Consider the following 21,006-nt stretch of genomic DNA (forward strand, 5'->3'; position numbering starts at 1 on the left):
GCCCCGCCCGTCACCCACCGCCACCCTTCCTCCGACGGGCGGCGCCCGCGCCCATCTGCTCTCTCCGCTCCGGGAGTTGAACCACCCTTGTACAAGCTTCTGTTCGACCTGGTCTTCAAGAAGATGGACCCCGAGAAGGCCCACCACCTCGCCTTCTTCTGGATCCGCCTCGGCTCCTCGGTGCCCGGCCTGCGCAGCCTGGTGCGGCTGGTGCTCGCCCCGCGCGACCGGGCCCTGCGCACCCGTGCCCTCGGCCTCGACCTGCCCGGCCCGTTCGGCCTGGCGGCCGGCTTCGACAAGAACGGCGTCGGCATCGACGGCCTGTCGATGCTCGGCTTCGACTACGTCGAGATCGGCACCGTCACCGGCGAGCCCCAGCCCGGCAACCCGGCGCCCCGGCTGTTCCGCCTGGTCGAGGACCGCGCGCTGATCAACCGGATGGGCTTCAACAACCAGGGCTCGGCCCGGGTCGCGGCCCGGCTGGCCGCCCGCCCGCACACCAGCTCCACCCCGGTGATCGGCGTCAACATCGGCAAGACCAAGGTGGTCGAGGAGGCCGACGCCGTCGCCGACTACGTGAAGTCCACCGAGCGGCTGGCCAAGTACGCCGACTACCTGGTGGTCAACGTCAGCTCGCCGAACACCCCCGGGCTGCGCAACCTCCAGGCCGTGGACCACCTGCGGCCGCTGCTCGCCGCCGTCCGCGAGGCCGCCGACCGCAGCACCGCCCACCGCGTGCCGCTGCTCGTCAAGATCGCCCCCGACCTGGCCGACGAGGACGTCGACGCGGTCGCCGACCTCGCCCTGGAGCTGGGCCTGGACGGCATCATCGCCACCAACACCACGATCGGCCGCGAGGGCCTGCGCACCGACGCCGGGCGGGTCGCGGAGATCGGCATGGGCGGCCTGTCCGGCGCCCCGCTCAAGGCCCGTGCCCTGGAGGTGCTCCAGCGGCTGCGCGCCCGCACCGAGGGCCGGCTGACCCTGGTCTCGGTCGGCGGCATCGAGACCGCCGAGGACGCCTGGCAGCGGATCGTCCACGGCGCCGACCTGGTCCAGGGCTACAGCGCCTTCATCTACGAGGGCCCGTTCTGGTGCCGGCGGATCCACAAGGGCCTGTCCGCCAAGGTCCGCGCGGGCGGCTTCCGCAGCCTGGCCGACGCCGTCGGCAGCGCCGTGCGCAGCTCCTGAACCCCCTCCCCACCCCTCCGGAAAGAGACGACATGACCCTCGCCCCGTTCGGCGCCCGGCTGCGCCAGGCCCTCGACACCCGCGGCCAGCTCTGCGTCGGCATCGACCCGCACGCCTCCCTGCTCGCCGCCTGGGGGCTCGGCGACGACCTCGCCGGGCTGGAGACCTTCAGCCGCACCGTGGTCGAGGCGCTGGCCGACCGGGTGGCCGTGCTCAAGCCGCAGGCCGCCTTCTTCGAGCGCTTCGGCAGCAAGGGCGTCGCGGTGCTGGAGAAGACCGTGGAAGAGGCCCGGGCGGCCGGCGCGCTGGTCCTGATGGACGCCAAGCGCGGTGACATCGGCTCCACCATGGCCGCGTACGCCGAGGCCTTCCTGTCGCCGGGCAGCCCGCTGTTCTCGGACGCGCTGACGGTCAGCCCGTACCTGGGCTTCGGCTCGCTGCGCCCGGCCCTGGACCTGGCCCGGGAGCAGGGCTGCGGCGTGTTCGCGCTGGCGCTCACCTCCAACCCGGAGGGCGCCGAGGTGCAGCGGGCGGTGGGCGCGGACGGCGAGCCGGTCGCGGCCTCGGTGCTGCGTCAGCTGGCGGCCGAGAACGAGGGCGCCGCGCCGCTCGGCTCCTTCGGCGCGGTGGTCGGCGCGACGCTGGCCGACGCGGGCGTGGAACTGGCCATCAACGGCCCGCTGCTGGCCCCCGGGATCGGCGCCCAGGGCGCGACCATGGCCGACCTGCCGCGGGTGTTCGGCGCCTCGGTGATCAACGTGGTGCCGAGCGTCAGCCGGGACGTGCTCAAGCACGGCCCCTCGGTGCCGGCGCTGCGGGAGGCGGCGGAGCGCTTCGTCGGCGAGTTCGCGGACGCCGTCAAGTAGCGGAACCCGTCCTTCAGGTAGCCGCGCGGTGACCCTGCGGAGTGTCCGCAGGACCGCGCGGTGGCCGCCGAAGCGACGTGAGCGCCGTCACATCGGCACCGCCAAAGTCTCGCAATCGCGGTCATTTTGCCCTGGAAAGTCCTGGTCGGCCTTGGCTGACCAGGACTTTTCGTGTTCTTTTCCTGACGTGGCGCCGCAATCCGGGTAGTGTCCGGCGATAGGTCATCGGCGAGCCGCTATTTCCGTGGCTCCCGCAGGTCAGGGCCTTGTGGTTCCCCTTGCGGACGGTGTCCTCGGTACCGAACCAGTCCTAGCTCAATCCATCCATCCACACCCTGAGGTGAACGGCGTGGCCCTTCCGCCCCTTACCCCTGAACAGCGCACCGCCGCGCTCGCCAAGGCCGCCGAGGCTCGCCGGGAGCGCGCCGAGGTCAAGAACCGGCTCAAGCACTCCGGCGCCTCCCTGCACGAGGTGATCAAGGCCGGAAAGGCCGACAACGACGTCATCGGCAAGATGAAGGTCTCGGCCCTGCTGGAGTCTCTTCCGGGCGTCGGCAAGGTCCGCGCCAAGCAGATCATGGAGCGCCTCGGCATCAGCGAGAGCCGGCGCGTCCGCGGCCTCGGTACGAACCAGATCGCTTCCCTGGAGCGGGAGTTCGGCGGTGGCGCCGCCTGACCGTGCCCCCGTGGTCCCAGGATCCCCCGCGATCCGGGATAATCGGTGCATGAGTGAGCGTCCGCGGCTGACCGTGCTCTCCGGCCCTTCGGGGGTCGGCAAGAGCACGGTCGTCGCTCATATGAGGAAGATGCACCCCGAGGTCTGGCTCTCGGTGTCGGCGACGACCCGGCGCCCGAGGCCGGGCGAGAAGAACGGGGTCCAGTACCACTTCGTCGACAACGACGAGTTCGACAAGCTGGTCGCCAACGGCGAGTTGCTGGAGTGGGCCGAGTTCGCCGGGAACCGTTACGGGACCCCGCGCGCGGCCGTGCAGGAGAAGCTGGAGCGCGGCGAGCCGGTGCTCCTGGAGATCGACCTCCAGGGCGCCCGGCAGGTGCGCGAGTCGATGCCCGAGGCGCAGCTGGTCTTCCTGGCTCCGCCGAGCTGGGACGAGCTGGTCCGCCGGCTGACCGGCCGGGGCACCGAGCCGCAGGACGTGATCGAGAAGCGGCTGGAGGCGGCCAAGGTCGAACTCGCGGCCGAGCCCGAGTTCGACACGACCCTTGTCAACACCTCCGTCGAGCAGGTAGCGGCCGAACTGCTAGCCTTGCTCGGTGTAGCCTGACCTGTCTGTCTTTTCCACCCTTTCGGAAGGTTTTAGCGTGTCCTCTTCCATGACCGCGCCCGAGGGCATCATCAACCCGCCGATCGACGAGCTGCTCGAGGCCACCGACTCCAAGTACAGCCTCGTGATCTACGCCGCCAAGCGCGCGCGCCAGATCAACGCGTACTACTCCCAGCTCGGCGAGGGCCTGCTGGAGTACGTCGGCCCGCTGGTCGACACCCACGTGCACGAGAAGCCGCTGTCGATCGCGCTGCGCGAGATCAACGCGGGCATGCTGACCGCCGAGGCGATCGAGGCTGCCTGAGGCAGTCGCAGAGTTTCGGAAGGGCCCGGCGGAATCGTTTCCGCCGGGCCCTTCGGCGTTCCCGGCGGCCCGCGGGTGTTCCCCGACGGCCCTTCGGCGCTCGCCGGAGGGCAGGGCGCGGTGCGGGGGCCGACCGGGGGGCCGTAGGGTGGGCGCGTTCGCGGCACGGCCGCGACGCGTTCCCGATGCGTTCCCGAGGCGGAGAAAGGCCGGTAGATGACCCTGAGTGCGGACGCCCCCCGCGTGGTCCTCGGCGTGAGCGGCGGGATCGCCGCGTACAAGGCGTGCGAGCTGCTGCGCCGCTTCACCGAGTCCGGCCACCAGGTCACCGTCGTGCCGACCGCCGCCGCGCTGCACTTCGTCGGCGAGGCGACCTGGGCGGCGCTGTCCGGCCGCCCGGCCGCCACCGAGACCTGGGAGCGCGTCCACGAGGTGCCGCACGTGCGGATCGGGCAGCAGGCCGACCTGGTGGTGGTCGCCCCGGCCACCGCCGACCTGATCGCCAAGGCCGCCCACGGCCTCGCCGACGACCTGCTCACCAACACCCTGCTCACCGCCCGCTGTCCGGTCGTGGTGGCGCCCGCCATGCACACCGAGATGTGGGAGCACCCGGCCACCCGGGACAACGTGGCCACGCTGCGCCGCCGGGGCGTGATCGTGCTGGAGCCGGCCGTCGGGCGGCTGACCGGCAAGGACACCGGGAAGGGCCGGCTGCCCGAGCCGTCGGCGATCTTCGAGGCCTGCCGGGCCGTGCTGCGCCGCGGCGGGGCGGTGCCGACCGACCTGGCGGGCCGGCACGTGGTGGTCTCGGCCGGCGGCACCCGCGAGCCGCTGGACCCGGTGCGCTACCTGGGCAACCGGTCCTCCGGCAAGCAGGGCTACGCGCTCGCCGTGACGGCCGCGGCGCGCGGGGCCCGGGTGACGTTGCTCTCGGCCAACGCCGAGCTGCCGGACCCGGCCGGGGTGGACGTGGTGCACGTGTCGACCGCGCTGGGGCTGCGCGAGGCGGCGCTGAAGGCGGTCCAGGACGCGGACGCCGTGGTGATGGCCGCGGCGGTGGCGGACTTCCGGCCCGCCGAGTACGCGACCGGCAAGATCAAGAAGGTCGAGGGCGTCGAGCCGGCGCCCGTCGCCCTGGTCCGCAATCCGGACATCCTGGCCGAACTGTCGGCCCACCGGGCCCGTTCGGGTCAACTCGTGGTGGGTTTCGCGGCGGAGACCGACGACGTGCTCGCCAACGGTCGGGCCAAGCTCGCCCGCAAGGGTTGTGACCTGCTCGTGGTGAACGAGGTGGGCAACGGCAAGGCCTTCGGCACCGACGTCAACGAGGCCGTGGTGCTGGGCTCGGACGGCAGTGAGACGGCCGTTCCGGTGGGCCCGAAGGAGGCGCTCGCGGACGTGGTCTGGGATCTGGTCGCAAAGCGGCTGGAAACGGGCGGCAACTGATCGGAACCGCTCGCGCGGCGGTCGAGAATTCCTGAAGCGGGTGACGTTCGGCGGAACCAGACCGTTAGACTCCAGGAATCAAGTCTTTCCGGAGTTCCCCGGGTCGCCCCGGGGAACTTCAGTCAGCAGCCGCTGCAACCCCAGGGAGCGCTGTGTCTCGCCGCCTGTTCACCTCGGAGTCCGTCACCGAGGGACACCCCGACAAGATCGCTGACCAGATCAGCGACACCATCCTTGACGCTCTCCTGCGGGAGGACCCGACGTCCCGGGTCGCCGTGGAGACGCTCATCACCACCGGCCAGGTGCACGTGGCCGGCGAGGTGACCACCAAGGCGTACGCGCCGATCGCCCAGCTCGTCCGGGACAAGATCCTGGAGATCGGCTACGACAGCTCCAAGAAGGGCTTCGACGGCGCCTCCTGCGGCGTCTCGGTGTCCATCGGCGCCCAGTCGCCCGACATCGCGCAGGGCGTCGACACCGCGTACGAGGCCCGTGTCGAGGGCGACGAGGACGACCTGGACAAGCAGGGCGCCGGCGACCAGGGCCTGATGTTCGGCTACGCGTCCGACGAGACGCCCGAGCTCATGCCGCTGCCGATCACCCTGGCGCACCGCCTCTCCCGCCGCCTGACCGAGGTGCGCAAGAACGGGACCATCCCCTACCTGCGCCCCGACGGCAAGACCCAGGTCACCATCGAGTACGACGGCGACAAGGCCGTCCGCCTGGACACCGTCGTCGTCTCCACCCAGCACGCCAGCGACATCGACCTGGAGTCGCTGCTCACCCCGGACATCCGCGAGTTCGTGGTCGAGCCGGAGCTGAAGGCGCTGGCCGAGCAGGGCATCAAGCTGACCACCGAGGGCTACCGCCTGCTGGTCAACCCGACCGGCCGCTTCGAGATCGGCGGCCCGATGGGCGACGCCGGCCTCACCGGCCGCAAGATCATCATCGACACCTACGGCGGCATGGCCCGCCACGGTGGCGGCGCCTTCTCCGGCAAGGACCCGTCCAAGGTGGACCGCTCGGCCGCGTACGCGATGCGCTGGGTGGCGAAGAACATCGTCGCCGCCGGCCTCGCCCGCCGCGCCGAGGTGCAGGTCGCGTACGCGATCGGCAAGGCCGAGCCGGTCGGCCTGTTCGTGGAGACCTTCGGCACCGAGACCGTGCCGGTCCTCACCATCCAGAAGGCCGTCTCCGAGGTCTTCGACCTGCGTCCGGCCGCGATCATCCGCGACCTGGACCTGCTGCGCCCGATCTACTCGCAGACCGCGGCGTACGGCCACTTCGGCCGTGAGCTGCCGGAGTTCACCTGGGAGCGCACCGACCGGGTGGAGCAGCTGAAGGCCGCCGTCCAGGACTGACCTCTGCGGCACCCGCGCCCGCGGCTCGTCGCCGGAGGCGCGCGCCCGCGGCCCGTGCGTCCGTAGCGCCTGAAGCGGCGCCCGCCCCCGAACGGGGGTGGGCGCCGCTTCGTGCATTGTCGGTGTGACCTGGTAGTACTTGGTGGCGATGAGCAGCACAGGGGAGAACGGGGCCGCCGAGCCGGAGCAGCTGGCGTTCATCCGGGAGACGGTCAAGCGGGCCAAGCCGCGCACCTGGCACGGGGCCAAGCGGGCCGAGCACCTGCCGGTGGCCCGGGTCGTGGTGGACAAGGGCGTGCTCACCATCGACAAGCTCTTCGACTACGAGGTGCCGGCCGCCATGGCCGAGGAGGCCCAGCCCGGGGTGCGGGTGCGGGTGCGGTTCGGGGCACGGGTGGTGAAGGGCCAGCGCGAGGGCGGCGAACTGCACGACGGGTTCATCGTCGCCCGGCTGGAGAAGAGCGACTTCGCCGGACCGCTCGCCCCGCTCGCCCAGGTGCTCTCGCCCGAGCCGGTGCTCACCCCGCAGCTGCTGCGGCTGTGCCGGACCGTCGCCGACCGGTACGCCGGGACACTGGCCGACGTGCTCCAGCTGGCCGTCCCGCCCCGGCACGCCAAGGCCGAGGCCGAGCCCTCGCCGCCGCCGCTGCCGCGCCCGGCCGCCCCGGCCCCCGGCGGCTGGCAGCGCTACCCGGCCGGGCCCGACTTCCTCGCCGCGCTCGCCGGGGGCGCCGCGCCGCGCGCGGTCTGGGCGGCGCTGCCCGGCCCCGGCTGGCCGTACGAGATCGCCCGGGCGGTGGCCGCGACCCTCGCCGGCGGCCGCGGCGCGCTGGTCGTGCTCCCGGAGGGGCGCTCGGTGGCCCGGGTCGACCAGGCCCTGACCGAACTGCTCGGCCCCGGGATGCACGTGGCACTGGAGGCCGACCTCGGCCCGCGCGAGCGCTACAAGCGCTGGCTCGCGGTGAGCCGCGGCTCGGTGCACGCGGTGATCGGGACCAGGGCCACCATGTTCGCGCCGGTCCGGGACCTCGGGCTGGTCGTCGTCTGGTCGGACGGGGACGGCAGCCACAGCGACCCGCGCGCCCCGCACCCGCACGTGCGCGAGGTGGCGCTGCTGCGCGCCGCCGAGGAGGGCGCGGCGGTGCTGCTCGGCGGGCACGCGGTGACGGTGGAGGGCGCCCAGCTGGTCAGCACCGGCTGGGCGCGCCCGCTGGTCGCGGACCGGGAGACGGTGCGGCAGGTCGCGCCCCGGGTGCGGACCGTCACCGACCAGGACCAGCACCGGGACGCCGCCGCCCAGGCCGCCCGGCTGCCCTCGGTGGCCTGGGAGGCCGCCCGGGAGTCGCTGGCCGCCGGGCACCCGGTGCTCATCCAGGTACCCCGGCGCGGCTACGTGCCCCGGCTGGCCTGCGGGCGCTGCCGGACCCCCGCGCGCTGCCGGCGCTGCGAAGGGCCGCTGGAGGCGCCCTCGGCGGATGCCCCGCTGTGCTGCGGCTGGTGCGGGGAGGCGGAGAACGACTGGCACTGCCCCGAGTGCGGGTCCTTCCGGCTGCGGGCCCAGGTGGTCGGGGCCCGGCGGACGGCGGAGGAACTCGGCAAGGCGTTCCCGCGCCTCCCGGTGCGGACCTCGGGCCGGGAAGCGGTGCTCACCACCGTGCCCGACGAGCCCTCACTGGTGATCTCCACCCCCGGTGCGGAGCCGGTCGTGGAAGGCGGCGGCGGGTACGGGGCCGCGCTGCTGCTGGACGGCTGGGCGCTGCTCGGCCGGCCGGACCTGCGGGCGGGGGAGGAGACGCTGCGGCTCTGGCTCGCGGCGGCCGCGCTGGTGCGGCCCTCGACGGACGGCGGGACGGTGGTCGTGGTGGCCGAGCCCTCGGCCCGTCCGGTACAGGCGCTGGTGCGCTGGGACCCGCTGGGGCACGCCGGGCTGGAGCGGGACGAACGGGCCCAGCTGCACTTCCCGCCGGTCTCCCGGATGGCCTCGGTGAGCGGGACCCCCTCGGCGGTGACGGACCTGCTGAACCTGATCCGGCTGCCCGAGGGGGCGGACGTGCTCGGGCCGGTGCCGGTACCGGCGTTGCGGGGGGAGGAGCAGGAACGCGCGCTGCTGCGGGTGCCGCCCGGGCAGGGGGCAGCGCTGGCGGCGGCGCTCAAGGCGGCGCAGATCGCGCGGATCGCGCTGCGGACGGCGGAGCCGGTGCGGGTGCGGGTGGATCCGACGGACATCGGCTGAGCGGCGTCGGCCGGGGCGCTGGTCGGGGGCTTGGTCGGGGCCTTGGTCGGGGTCTGCGGGGGGCTTTGGCCTTGGTCGGGGTCCGGGTCGGGGGGCTTGGTCGGGGTCGGGGGTGGTGGTCCGGCGGGCGGGTGGGGCGGGGTGAGTGGGCCACCCCGCCCCGGACGGCCCGGCTGCGGCGGCTCGGTCAGCCGCGCAGCGGGATGCCGGGTCGGTCCGCCTGGGGGCGGTCGGCGGGGGTGCCGCGGTCGGGCGTGCCGCGGTCGACGGGGGAGCGCTCCATCGGGCCGCGGTCGATCGCGGTGCGGTCGATCGTCGCCCGCTCGATCGCGGTGCGGTCGATCGCGGTGCGGTCCATCGTGCTGCGCTCCAGGGCGCTGCGCTCCAGGCTGCTGCGGTCCAGGCCGCCCTGGCGGGCCGCCGGGACGGTCGTGGCCAGACCGGTGCGCTCGACGGCCGGGGGCAGCTCGTCGACGCGGTCCGGGCGGCCCTGGCCCGGGACGCCACCGCTCGCGGCGAGGAGCTCGCTGGTCGGGCGGCGCATGCCGTAGCGCCGGTGCACGGCCTGCTTGGTGACCCCGAGGGCGGAGCCCACCGAGTCCCAGGAGAAGCCCAGCGCCCGGTCGAACTCGACCGCCGCCGCCACCAGGGTCTCCACGCTCTCCCGCAGTTCCTGCGCCAGGCGCACGGTCGGCGCCGGCGCCCGCCCGTACACCACGAAGCCGGCCGAGGTGCTCGGTCGGCGCGGACGGTAAACGTTGCCCAGTTGAGCGGTGAGCGTCCGCAGCGCGTCGACCTGCCGCCTCACCCGCTCGATGTCCCGCACCAGCAGGTGCAGGCTCGCCCGCGCCCGTGCGTCGTGGTTGATCTGCTCGGCCATGGCCTACGTGCCACCTTCCGTACGGTTCGGCTCGGCCGGCACGCGGTGTCCCGTGCGCCCGGCCCGGTCAATCTCTCTTGACCAACGCCGAAGCGGGGGCCGGGGTAACGCGGCTGGGCACAGTCGGGCCGTGCCGGCCGCCGATCCGGGCCCCGGGGAAGCCCCCGGCGGACGGCCGTACGGGTTGCATAGACTGGCGGGTGAACCAGCGGCCGACCGCAGCCCGCGCCCCTACGGACAGGAGCCCGTACCCCGTGGCGATCCAGCCGATCCGTCTCTTCGGAGACCCCGTTCTGCGGTCCACCGCGAAGCCGGTGACCACCTTCGACAAGGAACTGCGCAAGCTGGTCCACGACCTCACCGACACCATGCTGGACGCTCCCGGAGCCGGCCTTGCCGCGCCCCAACTCGGCGTCTCCCTGCGGGTGTTCACGTACCACGTGGACGGCGTCACCGGGCACCTGATCAACCCGGACCTGTCGCTGAGCGAGGAGGAGCAGGACGGCCCCGAGGGCTGCCTGTCGCTGCCCGGCCTGCGCTACGACACCAAGCGCGCGTACGGCGTGGTGGCCAGGGGCTTCAACATGTACGGCGATCCGGTGACCTTGGAGGGCACTCAGCTGCTCGCCCGGTGCATCCAGCACGAGACCGACCACCTGGACGGCATCATCTTCATCGACCGGCTCGACCGCGAGCAGCGCAAGGCCGCGCTGAAGGCGATCCGGGAGGCGGACTGGGACGGCGGGTCGGCTCCGGTGGTCAAGGTCTCGCCGCACAGCACCTTCGGTTCCGCCCGCTGACTTCCGCCGGTTCCGGCTGATCTCCGCTGACGTCGGCCGGGCTCGGCCGACGTCCGCCGGCTCCTCGCCGACTCCGGTCGGGTTCCGCCGGCTTCTCGAACTTCTTTTTGCAGAAAGGCCCTTGATGCGTCTCGTCTTCGCCGGCACCCCCGAGGTCGCCGTACCCGCCCTGGACGCCCTGCTCGCCTCGGACCGGCACGAGGTCGTCGCGGTGGTCACCCGCCCGGACGCTCCGGCCGGGCGCGGGCGCAAGCTGGTCGCCAGCCCCGTCGCCCAGCGCGCCGAGGAGGCCGGTATTGAGGTCCTCAAGCCGGTGAAGCCGAGCGACCCGGACTTCGTCGCCCGGCTCACCGAACTCGCGCCCGACTGCTGCCCGGTGGTCGCCTACGGCGCCCTGCTGCGCCCCGGCACGCTGGAGATCCCCAAGTACGGCTGGGTCAACCTGCACTTCTCGCTGCTGCCGGCCTGGCGCGGCGCGGCCCCGGTCCAGCACGCGGTGCTGGCCGGCGACGAGGTCACCGGCGCGTCCACCTTCCTGATCGAGCAGGGCCTGGACTCCGGCCCGGTCTACGGCGTGATCACCGAGGAGATCCGCCCGGCCGACACCAGCGGCGAGCTGCTCACCCGGCTCTCGCACTCCGGCGCGCGACTGCTCGCGGCCACCATGGACGGCATCGAGGACGGCTCCCTGCACGCCGTGCCGCAGCCGGCCGAGGGCGTCACGCTCGCGCCGAAGATCACCGTCGAGGACGCGCGGATCGACTGGAGCCACCCCGCGCTGCGGATCGACCGGGTCGTGCGCGGCTGCGCGCCGGCGCCGGGCGCCTGGACGGAGTTCCGGGGTGAGCGGCTGAAGGTCACCGGGCCGGTCCGGCTGCTGCCGGACTCCGCCGAGCTGGCGCCGGGCGAGGTCGCGATGGCGGGCAAGAACAGCGTCCGGGTCGGCACCGGCAGCCACGACGTGGAGCTGGGGGAGGTGCGTCCGCAGGGGAAGAAGGAGATGCGGGCCGCCGACTGGGCCCGGGGCGCGCGGCTGGAGGAGGGGGAGCGCCTCGGGGGCTGACGCTCCGGTTTGGCGCTACTGTTCGTTTGAGATCGATTGAGATCGCCCTTGTTCGTTCAAATCTGTTGTTCGTCCGAGTTCATCGATAACCACCGCAGCACCTTGAGGCACCTGTGACCACCCCCAGCGCCAACCGCGCCCCCCGCCCGCACCGCCGCCCGAAGAAGGACCCGGCCCGGATCGTCGCGTTCCGTGCCCTGCGCGCCGTCGACGAGCGGGACGCGTACGCCAACCTGATCCTGCCCTCGCTGCTCCGCGAGGCCGAGCAGAAGGGCATGGACCGGCGCGACGCCGCCCTCGCCACCGAGCTGGTCTACGGCACCCTGCGCCTGCAGGGCACCTACGACGCGATCATCGCCGCCTGCATCGACCGGCCGCTCGGCAAGGTCGACCCGCCGGTGCTGGACGTGCTCTCGCTCGGCGCGCACCAGCTGCTCACCACCCGCATCCCCAGCCACGCGGCCGTCTCGGCGACCGTCGAACTGGCCCGGGTGGTGCTCGGCGACGGCAAGGCCAAGTTCGTCAACGCCGTGCTCCGCCGGATCAGCGCCCACGACCTCGACGCCTGGATCGAGAAGGTCGCCCCGCCGTACGACAAGGACGCCGAGGACCACCTGGCCGTCGTCCACTCGCACCCGCGCTGGGTCGTCTCCGCGCTCTGGGACTCGCTCGGCCGCTGGCAGCCGGACGCCTCCGGGCGCACCGCGATGGAGGAGCTGCTGCGGGCCGACAACGAGCGGCCCGAGGTCACCCTGGTCGCCCGCCCCGGCCGGGCCACCGTCGGCGAGCTCGCCGAGGCGCTGCCGGAGGCCGAGCCGGGCCGCTGGTCCCCGTTCGCGCTGCGGCTCGCCGAGGGCGGCGACCCGGGATCGATCGCGGCGGTGCAGGAGAACCGGGCGGGCGTTCAGGACGAAGGCAGCCAGCTGGTCGCGCTGGCGTTGGCGGCGGCGCCGCTGGAGGGGCCGGACCGGCTCTGGCTGGACGGCTGCGCCGGCCCCGGCGGCAAGGCCGCGCTGCTCGGCGCGCTCGCCGCCGAGCGGGGCGCGGCCCTGGTCGCGAGCGAGAAGCAGCCGCACCGGGCCCGGCTGGTGGCGCGGGCGCTGGCCGGCAACCCCGGCCCGTACACCGTGATCGCGGCCGACGGGACGCGCCCGGCCTGGCGGTCCGGTGGCTTCGACCGGGTGCTGGTCGACGTGCCGTGCTCCGGCCTCGGCGCGCTGCGCCGCCGCCCGGAGGCGCGCTGGCGGCGCCGGCCGGCCGACGTCGCGGCCTTCGGCCCGCTCCAGCGGGACCTGCTGCGCTCGGCGATCGAGGCCACCCGGGTCGGCGGCGTGGTCGGCTACGCGACCTGCTCGCCGCACCTCGCGGAGACCCGCGCGGTCGTGGACGACGTGCTGCGGGCCGAGGACGGCCGGGTCGAGTGGATCGACGCGCGCCCGCTGCTGCCCGGCGTCCCGGCGCTCGGCGACGGGCCGGACGTGCAGCTGTGGCCGCACCTGCACGGGACCGACGCGATGTACCTGGCGCTGCTGCGCCGCACCGCCTGAGGCCCTTCCGGTGTCGCCTCCCCCCGGTGGGGAGGCGACACCGGCGGCCTGTTCCGTCAGGGATCCGCCGTCGGCCCGGGGCGGGTTGACACCGCGTCAGGCGTCGGTTTCCATGGTTCTCGTGTAGCCGCTCGGCTGCATGATCTTTGGGGGGCAGGCTTCGTCGCGTCGCGTGGCGGAGCCGGGGAAGCAACCCCACGAGACATGCGGCGCGATGCGGCTGTTCTGCGTACTGGGCGCGTTCCCCGGCGGCTGCCCTCCCTGACCGTGGGAGACGCGCAGTGTCATCGGAGATTCAGCGGCCGCAGCGGGAACCCGCCGGCTCGGGGAACGGTGCCCGGGGATCCGGGGTGCGCCGGGCCGTGACGGACGGCCGGACGCTCGACCTGATCGCCCTGATGGCGATCCTGGCGGTGTGCACCCTGATCTGCCTGACGGCCGGTGCGGGGGCGCTCCAGGCGGTCATCGGCGCGGTGGGCGTCCTGTTCGCCGCCTGGCGGACGCCCCGGCGCTCCGGGAGCTCCGGGCGCTCCGGGTGGGAGGGCGAGCACCGGCGCGGGCCCGACGGGCCCCACCGGTCCCAGGGGCCCCGGGGGTCTCGCAGGCCTCGCGGGCCTCGCGGGTGAGGGGGCTTGCACCTCCCGTGGGGGGAGGTAGCAGGGTGGTGCCATGAACGGCGACACGACGTACACCATCGGTGAGCTGGCCCGACGGACGGGGCTGACGGTCAAGACCGTCCGCTTCTACTCGAACCAGGGGATCGTGCCGCCGGCCGACCGCAACCCGGCCGGCCACCGGCGGTACGGCGCCGACGCCGTCGCCCGCCTGGAACTGGTCCGCATCCTCCGGGAGCTCGGGCTCGGACTGCCCGCGATCCGGCGGGTGGTGGAGCGCGAACTGACGCCGGCCGATGTCGCCGCCGCGCAGGCGGATGCGATCGACGTCCAGATCCGGGTGCTGCGACTGCGGCGGGCCGTGCTCGGGACGGTGGCCAGGCTCGGGTCGACACCTGAGGAGTTGACGCTCGTGCACCAGTTGGCCCGGCTCACGGAGGACGAACGGGGGCACCTGATCGGGGAGTTCCTGGCGGGGGTGTTCGGCAGGATCGGGGACGGCAGGATCGGGGACGGCAGGATCGGGGACGGCAGGATCGGGGACGGCGGGACAGGGGACGGCGGGATCGGGAACGGCGGGCGGTTCGCCGCCGTGGCGCGCTCGTTGACGCCGGAGCTGCCGGAGGAACCGTCGGTCGAACAGGTCGAGGCCTGGGTGGAGTTGGCGCGGCTGGCGGGGGACGCCGGGTTCCGGGCGCTGCTGCGCGGGCTCGCCGAGGCCGAGCTGGCCGAGGCGGAAGCGGCGGAAGCGGCGGAGGGGGAAGCCGGGGCGGCGGAGGGGGTGGCCGGGGCGGTGCGGGCCGCTGCGCATGTGCCGAGGCCCGGACTGGCCGTGGCAGTAAGAGAGTTGGCCGGACCGGCGGTCGCGGCCGGAGTGGAGCCGGAGTCGGTGGAGGCGGCGGCCGTCGTCGCGGAGTTGGTGGAGCGGTACGGGCGGTGGTGCGCGGGGGCGGTGCCGGGAGATGCCGGGGCGCTGCGTGACCGTTTGGCGGAGCGGCTGGGGGCGATGGCCGATCTGCGGCGGGAGCGGTACCTGGAGCTGCTGGCGGTGGTCAACGAATGGGATGCACCGGAGAGTTGGGCGGCCGAGGTGAACTGGGCGGTGCGCGCCGTGGCGTGAGCCGGTGCGGGGGTCGGGGGCGCGTGACGGGGGTGGGGGTGCGGCTGGGGGTGCCGGAGGGTGGGGTGGGGCTATCGGCGGGCGGAGCCGGGGAAGGTGGTGAGGAAGGCGTGGGCCTGGGCACGGAGGTGGTCGACCGGCGGGTCCTCGCAGATCACCTCCAGGCCGATTCCGGTCGCCCGGCCCAGGTCGTAGTAGGACTGGTAGGCGAGGTAGGGGCGGTGGTCGTCGGTGGGGTCGAGGCCGACGGCGAAGGTCGCGAAGTGCGGCTGCTGCTTGCCCTCGGCCGGGGCCGAACCGGCGCGGGAGAGCTGCCATTCGAACTCGTACGGCTCGGGGTCGGCGGGCAGGTCCAGCAGCGCCTGGGCGAGCCGGCGGACCTCGTCCGGGTTCGAGAAGGGGATCGACTCCGACCAGGCGGGGGCGGAGGCGAGCAGTTCCCAGTCGTCGCCGTTGTGGCCGACGGTCAGGGCCCACTCGCCGTTCGGGTCCTGCCAGCGGCAGCTGATGATCGGGTCCACGGCGGTCAACCTCCCTGTGGCGCTGGATCGTTCGTACCTCCTCATCGTGGCACACCGGGCGGCCCGGGGGCCTCGGCCGTGAGCCGTCCTCGGGCCCGCTGCCAGGCCTCCTGGAGCGTGCGGTAGCCGAGGACGGTGATGCCGAGCTCGGTGAGCAGCCGGCGGGCCTCGGAGGAGACGAGGAACGCGTGGTCGGTGCGCCGGACGCGCCAACCGTCGTCCGGGGCGGGGCGGTTCGGGCCGTGACGGTTCGGGTCTCCCTTCGGGTCCGTCCTCGGGCCGGCCGTGCTGGGGTGCAGGGCCCACTCGGTGAGGCCCGGGGGGAGTGCGGCGAGCAGGCGGGCGTAGTGGGCGGGCTTGTCCTCCAGGGGGACGGTGAAGCTGTCGAGGAAGCCGTGGTCCACCACCGGCAGGCCCTGCGCGCGCAGCCGGGCGAGTGCGGGCGGCAGCCAGACCCGGACCGCCAGGCCGTACTCGGCGCCGAGGGCGAGGGTGAGGTCGAGGACGTCCTCGCGGCCGCCGTCGGCCAGGCAGTGGAAGTCGAGGTGGGTCGGGGCGAGGCCGGCCGCCGCGACCGCGTCGATCTGGGCGCGGAACTCGCGCTCGACGTCGTCGAGTCGGGCCCGGGCGAGCAGTGCGGCGCGTCCGGCGGGGGTGGGGGCGAAGAACCCTCCGGAGGCGTCGAGGAGGGAGGGCACCCGGTCCCGGGCGGCGAGCGGCCCCCAGCGGCGGTCCGCGGACTCGCAGACCAGCGTGAGGTGGACGCCGAAGGGGACCTCCGGGTGCCGGCGCAGCAGCCGGAGCGCGTGCGGCGCGGCGGCGCAGGGCGTCATCAGGCTGCAGGAGGCGGCGATGCCGTTCCGGACGGCGTCGACCACGGCGAGGTTGACGGACTCGTCCAGGCCGAGGTCGTCGCAGTTGAGCAGCAGGAGGCGGGCGTCGGGCGGGTGGCCGAGGAGGTGGTTGGCGGTGGGGGGTGTGGGTGAGTGCGGGGGCGGGGGTGCGGGCGTGGCGTCGGCTGCGGGCATGGACGCAGTCTGTCCCGCCGGTGGGGGTGGATGCGCGGGGTTTCCGGGCGACGCGGTCGGGCGGGGTGGGCGTCCGGCGGGACGGCGCGAGCGACGGCGTGGGGCGAGCGGAGGGTGGGTCGGTCAGTCGGTGGCGGGTGCCGGGTGCCAGGGGTGGTCGGGGCGGGTGCGGACCGGGGCGGAGGTGAGCCGCAGCGCGTACACCTCGCGGTCGGTGGCCTCGTACGGGACCTGGCCGAGGTAGGCGTGGCCGGTCAGATGGCACCAGGCGGGGAGGTCGAGCGGGGCGGCGGGGTCGGTGGTGTGGATGTGGACCACGGCGCCGGCCGGGAGGTGCGCGATCTGCGCGCGCAGCCGGAGCAGCAGCTGGACGCAGAGCAGGCCGGTGCCGTCGACGGTGAGGTCGGGGGCGGTGGTGCCGGCCTTGGCGGCGTCGGGGGTGGCGGCGTTGGCGGCGTCGGGGGTGGCGGCGTCGGGTGCGGTCATCGCGGGGTCTCCTGGGTGATGCGCCAGAGGCGGCGGGGCAGTTCGCCCTCCTCGAAGGGATGGACGTCGGCCAGGCGCCAGCCTTCGGCGAGTGCGTCCACCAGTTCGCGGGGGAAGAAGTGGACGGCGAAGCCGCCGTGCTCCCAGATGTCGTCCCCGTGGCCGGTGCCGGCGCCGTAGTGGGCGTCGCCGGTGTGGCGGACGGTGTAGACGAAGGTGCCGCCCGGGCGCAGGACCCGGCGGACCTCGGCGACGAGCGCCTCGATCTCCTCGGTGGAGAGCGCCATGCAGAGCAGCATGTGGGCGAAGACCGCGTCGACGGAGGCGTCGGGAAGGGGCAGTGGGTCGCGGACGTCATGGGCGAGGAGCGAGAGCCGGTCGACAAGTTCCTGGTCCGTGGCGGCGGTGCGCAGCTGGTGCAGGGCGGTCGGGCTGAAGTCGGCGGCCAGCACGCGGAAGCCCGTACGGGCGAGGTGCAGCGCGTCGCGCCCGTGGCCGGCGCCGAGTTCCAGTACGTCCCGGGCTCCGGCGGCGGCGAACACCTCGGCGGCGTACTCGGCGGGGGCCGAGGGCCGCTCGCCGTACATCCCCGGGTTGGCGGCGTAGGTCTGCTGCCAGTGTGCGCGTTGGGCGTGGGCGAGGGCGCTTTCCAGGCCGGGCCCGGTGCCGGGGGTGTCGGTCATGGTGCTGTCCTTCGCGGGGCGGTGCGGTGTGCGCGGTGCTGTCGGTGCTGTCGGGTCGGGTGGTGCGGGCGGTACGGGTCGTGCGGGGCCAGCCTAGGAGGTGGGGTCCGACCGTGGGACTGGCGGGGGTGGTGGCGGTGCGCGCGGGCAGGGTGGGCGGGTGGTGGGTACGCGGTCCGGGCGGATCAGGCGAGGCGCTGGCCGGGGGCGGTTCCGCCGAGGCGGGTGAGCAGGGTGGACAGCCGGCCGAGGTCCTCGGGGCTCCACTGCCCGGCCGCGAAGTGGTCGGCGGCGACCTGGCGGGCGGTGTGCAGCATCTCGGCGAGACGCTCACGCCCGGTCGGGGTGAGGGCGGCGTAGGCGACCCGGGCATCGCGGGCGGCGGCCTCGCGGGTGACCAGGCCGATCCGCTCCAGCGGCGCGAGGCCGCGGGTCACGCCGGAGGCGGTGAGCCCGAGGGCTTCGGCGAGGTCGACCCGGCGCATCCGGCTGCTGGGGGCCTGGGAGAGGTGGAGCAGCATCGTGAAGTCGGCCAGGCTGACGCCGTGCAGGCCGCTGAGGCTCGCGTCGAAGCGCTTGACCACGGCCGTCTGGGCGCGGACCAGCCGCAGGGCGGTGTCCAGCGGGTCGGGGCTCGGGCCCGGCGTGGCCGGTGCGGTCTCGGTCTGCTGCACGGGTCCCACCTGCCTCGATTGGTCCGGCTGTTCGGGCTGGACCGGCTGGTCTGTCATTGCCACCTCCTTGACTGCTCAAGTATACCCCGAGAGGAAGCCGTCAAGGAGGCGGCGGAGGGGGAGGGGTCGGCTCAGCGACCGGTGGCGGCGGCGCGGCGCTGACGCTTGCCGAGCGGTGCCTGGGAGAGGTCCTCGGCCTGGGAGCGGAGGTTCTTGCAGCCGTAGCCGCGTTCGGTCAGCCAGTCCCGCGCCGACTGCTCGGCCCGCTCGGTGGCCTCCAGGATGTCCTCCTCGGCCTCGCCCTCGTCGAGGAAGCGGAAGGTGAAGGCGGCCCGTGCGGAGAGGTCGTAGCTGAGGTGGCCCTCGCGGGTGAAGGCGGCGTGCAGCACGTCGTGCGCGGGTGCGGCGGCGAGCAGTTCGGCGCGCTGTTCGTCGGTGAGGCCGTCGAAGACGCCGCGCACCATGATGCGGAAGGTTCGAGTGGTCATCCCCCGACCATAGGCAGCACGGGCCGCCGGCCACCAACACGATTTCGGTGGCGCGGTGGCGCGGCGGCCCGGTCCGGTGATCGATCCGGTGATTGATCCGGTGATCGAGTGGCAGCGCGGACCCGGCGGGTGCGCCGGGTGGATGCGGTCGGGCGGGGGCGGTCGGGTGGATGCGGTCACACGGGGGTGAGTGCTTCGGCGAGCCCGTCCGCGTACCGGGTGAGCCGGGCGAGCTCAGGGCCTCCCCGGGCACGCCGGAACCCGTGCCGTCGGCCCCGGAAGGCGGCCTGGACGGCGTGGAGTTGGGTCCAGCGGCGGGTGCGCTCGCGGTCCAGCCCGGCGGCCTCGATGAAGACGTCGAGCGCGCGGAGGACGGCGCGGCGCACGTCCGTCGCGTTGAGCAGGGTCGTCGCGTCGACCAGGGGCAGGGCGTGGACGGTGAGCAGGGTGCCGGCGTCGTGGGCCCGGTCTCCCACGCAGCCCTTGGGGTTCACGGCCAGCCAGGTTCGCGCTCGGCCCGCAGGATGTTGCGGGGGTGGAGGTCCCCGTGGACGAGCACCTCCGGCTGGACGCGGGCGAGGTCGCGGACGGTCGCGAGGGCGGCGTCCACCGCGCGGGCCGACAGGTCGTGGGGCAGGGTGGCCGCGTCGGTGCGCAGGCGGGCCTCCCATTCCTCGGCCCGCTCGCTCAGCCGGGGCAGGCCGGGTGGTGCCGGGACGGCGAGCCAGCGGCTGAGCCGCCCGGCGGCCGTCAGCACCTCGTCGCCGTCCCGGACCTCCGCGAGCGTCGTCGGGCCCGCCCGTTCGAGCAGCATCGCGAAGCGCTCGTCGTCCCGTTCGTAGAGCCGGACGGCTCCCCGGCCCGCCCACACCGCGAAGGCGTCCGGCTCGTGCACGTTGCCCGGGTGGGGGAACGAGACCTTCAGTACGGCCGCGCGCCCGGCTGCCTGCCGGACGGGGAGGATCAGGCCGACGCCGCCGTGGGTGGCGGCGCCGTCCGGCACGCAGTTCCAGCGATCCAGCAGTTCGGCGGCGAGGACGGGGAGTTCGGCGATCCAGGCCGCGCCGGGGGCTCCCTCGCGGTCGACGGTGGTCCGGTGGAGCCCGTCGGGGACGGTGATCATGCGGGTTCCTTCCAGTGGTGGGCGCGCGGGCGGGCGGTCGGCGGCGGGGGAGGACCGGCGGCGGGTGTGCCGACCCGGTCGGGCTCAGGGGGCGAAGGGCCCGAAGGTCGTGGCGGCGAGGCGGAGCGCCGGTGCCGGGGTGCCGGTCCCGGTGCCGACGGAGTAGACCAGCCTCCTGCGCAGGTCCGGGGTGGTGAAGAAGCCGTCGGAGTACCCGAGGTCGTGCCCGGTCTTGCCCCAGAGCACCGTGCCGTCCTGCAGGGGGATGGCCATCAGCCCGGCGCTGTAGCAGGCCCGTCCCTTGTCCGGACCGAACCGGCACTCGCCGGCTCCGCGTACGGGCAGCAGCCGGCCGGAGGAGTCCCGCGGCAGGGTGAGCAGGTCGTTCAGCTGCTGGGGCGGCAGGAGTTCGCCGTCCAGCAGGGCGCGCAGGAAGACGTCCAGGTCGGCCGGGGTGGACACCATCGACTCCGAGTTGCCGCCCTGCTCGGAGACGTCGATCGGGGTGCCGGCCCGGTCGGCGAAGTAGCCGGCCAGGTGGGGCTCGGGCATCGTGGGCCTGCCCTCCGGCACCTCGGTGTGCCGCAGGCCGAGCGGCTTCAGGATGCGGGCCGTCACCTCCTCCCTGATCGTGTGCCCGGTCACCTGCTCGATGATCCGGCCCGCCAGCCGGTAGTTGAAGTTGTTGTACTCCTGGGCGGCGCCCGGGGCGAAGGACGGAGTGACCACGTGCCCGTCCTCGGGGTGGAGCGTCCTCTGGACGACCTGGTCGAGCGTCTCCAGCCCGAAGCGGTGCGCTATCAGTTCGTCGGGATCCTGGGTGTTCGGACCCTCGACGGCCTGTGGCAGTCCGCTGGTGTGGTCGAGGAGTTGACGGACGGTTATCGGCAGGGTGAAGTCGGCGGGCAGCGTGCCGGGCAGGTACTGCTGGACGGTGCCGCCCAGGGATATCCGCTGTTCGGCGGCGAGCTGGAGCACCACCGCGGCGACGAAGGTCTTGTTGATGCTGCCGATCCGGAACGAGGCGTTCGACGCCACCGGCCGCCCGCTCACCGGATCGCCGGCACTGCCGCGCCAGGCCCGGCCGTCGACCGCCACCCGGGCGATCACGCCCGCCGCAGGGTCCCCCGGCCGGGCGGCGATCGCGGCATCGAGGACGACTGGATCGGGACTGCGGGGCGGCGCCTGGCCGAGGGCGGGTGCGGCAGGCACGGCCGTGAGGAGCAGGGCGGCGAGGCCGAGCGCGAGGGCGGCGGGCTTGGTGACGGGCATGAGTTCTCCGGTGTCGTGAGGAC

General features: G+C 74.3%; 20 protein-coding genes and 1 pseudogene. 12 read left to right on the forward strand and 9 right to left on the reverse strand.

Annotated features, from left to right (window positions below; all coding sequences use genetic code 11):
• Positions 1-87: 87 nt before the first annotated feature.
• From ACFWJ4_RS12845 to ACFWJ4_RS12880, 8 genes are all read left to right on the forward strand, one after another.
• Positions 88-1,191 (forward strand): quinone-dependent dihydroorotate dehydrogenase, encoded by a 1,104-nt coding sequence (locus tag ACFWJ4_RS12845; RefSeq protein ID WP_380542697.1) that lies wholly within the window; start codon positions 88-90, stop codon positions 1,189-1,191.
• 32 nt (positions 1,192-1,223) lie between these two features.
• The gene (gene pyrF / locus ACFWJ4_RS12850) at positions 1,224-2,057 is read left to right on the forward strand and encodes an orotidine-5'-phosphate decarboxylase (protein ID WP_380542700.1); all 834 of its coding nucleotides are present in this window, start codon (positions 1,224-1,226) and stop codon (positions 2,055-2,057) included.
• Between the two features lie 349 nt (positions 2,058-2,406).
• Positions 2,407-2,733, forward strand: a complete 327-nt coding sequence (gene mihF, locus ACFWJ4_RS12855) for an integration host factor, actinobacterial type (RefSeq protein WP_030056187.1) — start codon at positions 2,407-2,409, stop codon at positions 2,731-2,733.
• Between the two features lie 49 nt (positions 2,734-2,782).
• Entirely contained in the window at positions 2,783-3,340 is a 558-nt protein-coding gene (gene gmk, locus ACFWJ4_RS12860) for a guanylate kinase (protein WP_359897418.1), read from the forward strand.
• A 37-nt stretch (positions 3,341-3,377) separates the two neighbouring features.
• Positions 3,378-3,644, forward strand: a complete 267-nt coding sequence (gene rpoZ / locus ACFWJ4_RS12865) for a DNA-directed RNA polymerase subunit omega (RefSeq protein ID WP_030240625.1) — start codon at positions 3,378-3,380, stop codon at positions 3,642-3,644.
• A gap of 216 nt (positions 3,645-3,860) precedes the next feature.
• Positions 3,861-5,090 carry a bifunctional phosphopantothenoylcysteine decarboxylase/phosphopantothenate--cysteine ligase CoaBC gene (coaBC, locus tag ACFWJ4_RS12870; RefSeq protein ID WP_380542703.1) on the forward strand — a complete coding sequence of 410 codons (1,230 nt, stop codon included), beginning with the start codon at positions 3,861-3,863 and terminating at the stop codon, positions 5,088-5,090.
• A 152-nt stretch (positions 5,091-5,242) separates the two neighbouring features.
• Positions 5,243-6,451: a methionine adenosyltransferase gene (metK, locus tag ACFWJ4_RS12875; RefSeq protein ID WP_359897416.1), complete on the forward strand. Its 1,209-nt coding sequence runs from the start codon at positions 5,243-5,245 to the stop codon at positions 6,449-6,451.
• A gap of 148 nt (positions 6,452-6,599) precedes the next feature.
• Positions 6,600-8,684, forward strand: a complete 2,085-nt coding sequence (locus ACFWJ4_RS12880; RefSeq protein WP_380542706.1) for a primosomal protein N' — start codon at positions 6,600-6,602, stop codon at positions 8,682-8,684.
• 187 nt (positions 8,685-8,871) lie between these two features.
• Here the strand turns inward: ACFWJ4_RS12880 and ACFWJ4_RS12885 are convergent, their stop codons facing one another.
• Positions 8,872-9,564 (reverse strand): hypothetical protein, encoded by a 693-nt coding sequence (locus tag ACFWJ4_RS12885; protein ID WP_380542709.1) that lies wholly within the window; start codon positions 9,562-9,564, stop codon positions 8,872-8,874.
• 254 nt (positions 9,565-9,818) lie between these two features.
• On the opposite strand from ACFWJ4_RS12885, the gene def reads away from it, so the two are divergent.
• The 4 genes from def to ACFWJ4_RS12905 all read left to right on the forward strand — a co-directional run bounded on the left by def (position 9,819) and on the right by ACFWJ4_RS12905 (position 14,708).
• Positions 9,819-10,364, forward strand: a complete 546-nt coding sequence (gene def, locus ACFWJ4_RS12890) for a peptide deformylase (RefSeq protein WP_359897412.1) — start codon at positions 9,819-9,821, stop codon at positions 10,362-10,364.
• Between the two features lie 124 nt (positions 10,365-10,488).
• A complete protein-coding gene (gene fmt, locus ACFWJ4_RS12895) occupies positions 10,489-11,427 on the forward strand; it encodes a methionyl-tRNA formyltransferase (RefSeq protein WP_380542712.1) in 939 nt (312 codons plus the stop codon).
• Between the two features lie 113 nt (positions 11,428-11,540).
• On the forward strand, positions 11,541-12,974 hold the full coding sequence (locus ACFWJ4_RS12900) for an RsmB/NOP family class I SAM-dependent RNA methyltransferase (RefSeq protein ID WP_380542715.1): 1,434 nt from the start codon (positions 11,541-11,543) through the stop codon (positions 12,972-12,974).
• A 669-nt stretch (positions 12,975-13,643) separates the two neighbouring features.
• Positions 13,644-14,708 carry a MerR family transcriptional regulator gene (locus ACFWJ4_RS12905; protein ID WP_380542718.1) on the forward strand — a complete coding sequence of 355 codons (1,065 nt, stop codon included), beginning with the start codon at positions 13,644-13,646 and terminating at the stop codon, positions 14,706-14,708.
• A gap of 71 nt (positions 14,709-14,779) precedes the next feature.
• On the opposite strand, the gene ACFWJ4_RS12910 is transcribed toward ACFWJ4_RS12905, so the two are convergent.
• The 8 genes and pseudogenes from ACFWJ4_RS12910 to ACFWJ4_RS12945 all read right to left on the reverse strand — a co-directional run bounded on the left by ACFWJ4_RS12910 (position 14,780) and on the right by ACFWJ4_RS12945 (position 20,983).
• The gene (locus tag ACFWJ4_RS12910; RefSeq protein ID WP_380542721.1) at positions 14,780-15,229 is read right to left on the reverse strand and encodes a hypothetical protein; all 450 of its coding nucleotides are present in this window, start codon (positions 15,227-15,229) and stop codon (positions 14,780-14,782) included.
• A gap of 41 nt (positions 15,230-15,270) precedes the next feature.
• On the reverse strand, positions 15,271-16,257 hold the full coding sequence (locus ACFWJ4_RS12915; RefSeq protein WP_380542724.1) for a polysaccharide deacetylase family protein: 987 nt from the start codon (positions 16,255-16,257) through the stop codon (positions 15,271-15,273).
• Positions 16,258-16,380: 123 nt separating this feature from the next.
• Positions 16,381-16,743, reverse strand: a complete 363-nt coding sequence (locus tag ACFWJ4_RS12920) for a sulfurtransferase TusA family protein (protein WP_380542727.1) — start codon at positions 16,741-16,743, stop codon at positions 16,381-16,383.
• On the reverse strand, positions 16,740-17,426 hold the full coding sequence (locus ACFWJ4_RS12925; protein WP_380542730.1) for a class I SAM-dependent methyltransferase: 687 nt from the start codon (positions 17,424-17,426) through the stop codon (positions 16,740-16,742). The genes ACFWJ4_RS12920 and ACFWJ4_RS12925 overlap by 4 nt, the downstream gene beginning before the upstream one ends.
• Before the next feature lie 185 nt (positions 17,427-17,611).
• Positions 17,612-18,157, reverse strand: coding sequence for a MarR family winged helix-turn-helix transcriptional regulator (locus ACFWJ4_RS12930; protein ID WP_380542733.1), 546 nt, complete (start codon positions 18,155-18,157; stop codon positions 17,612-17,614).
• A gap of 74 nt (positions 18,158-18,231) precedes the next feature.
• Positions 18,232-18,588, reverse strand: coding sequence for a DUF6204 family protein (locus tag ACFWJ4_RS12935; RefSeq protein ID WP_359897398.1), 357 nt, complete (start codon positions 18,586-18,588; stop codon positions 18,232-18,234).
• Between the two features lie 176 nt (positions 18,589-18,764).
• Positions 18,765-19,711: pseudogene (locus ACFWJ4_RS12940) on the reverse strand (aminoglycoside phosphotransferase family protein).
• Between the two features lie 84 nt (positions 19,712-19,795).
• On the reverse strand, positions 19,796-20,983 hold the full coding sequence (locus tag ACFWJ4_RS12945) for a serine hydrolase domain-containing protein (RefSeq protein WP_380542736.1): 1,188 nt from the start codon (positions 20,981-20,983) through the stop codon (positions 19,796-19,798).
• Between the last annotated feature and the right edge of the window lie 23 nt (positions 20,984-21,006).

This window comes from Kitasatospora sp. NPDC127067 (genome assembly GCF_042724755.1).
GTDB lineage: Bacteria > Actinomycetota > Actinomycetes > Streptomycetales > Streptomycetaceae > Kitasatospora > Kitasatospora lactacystinica.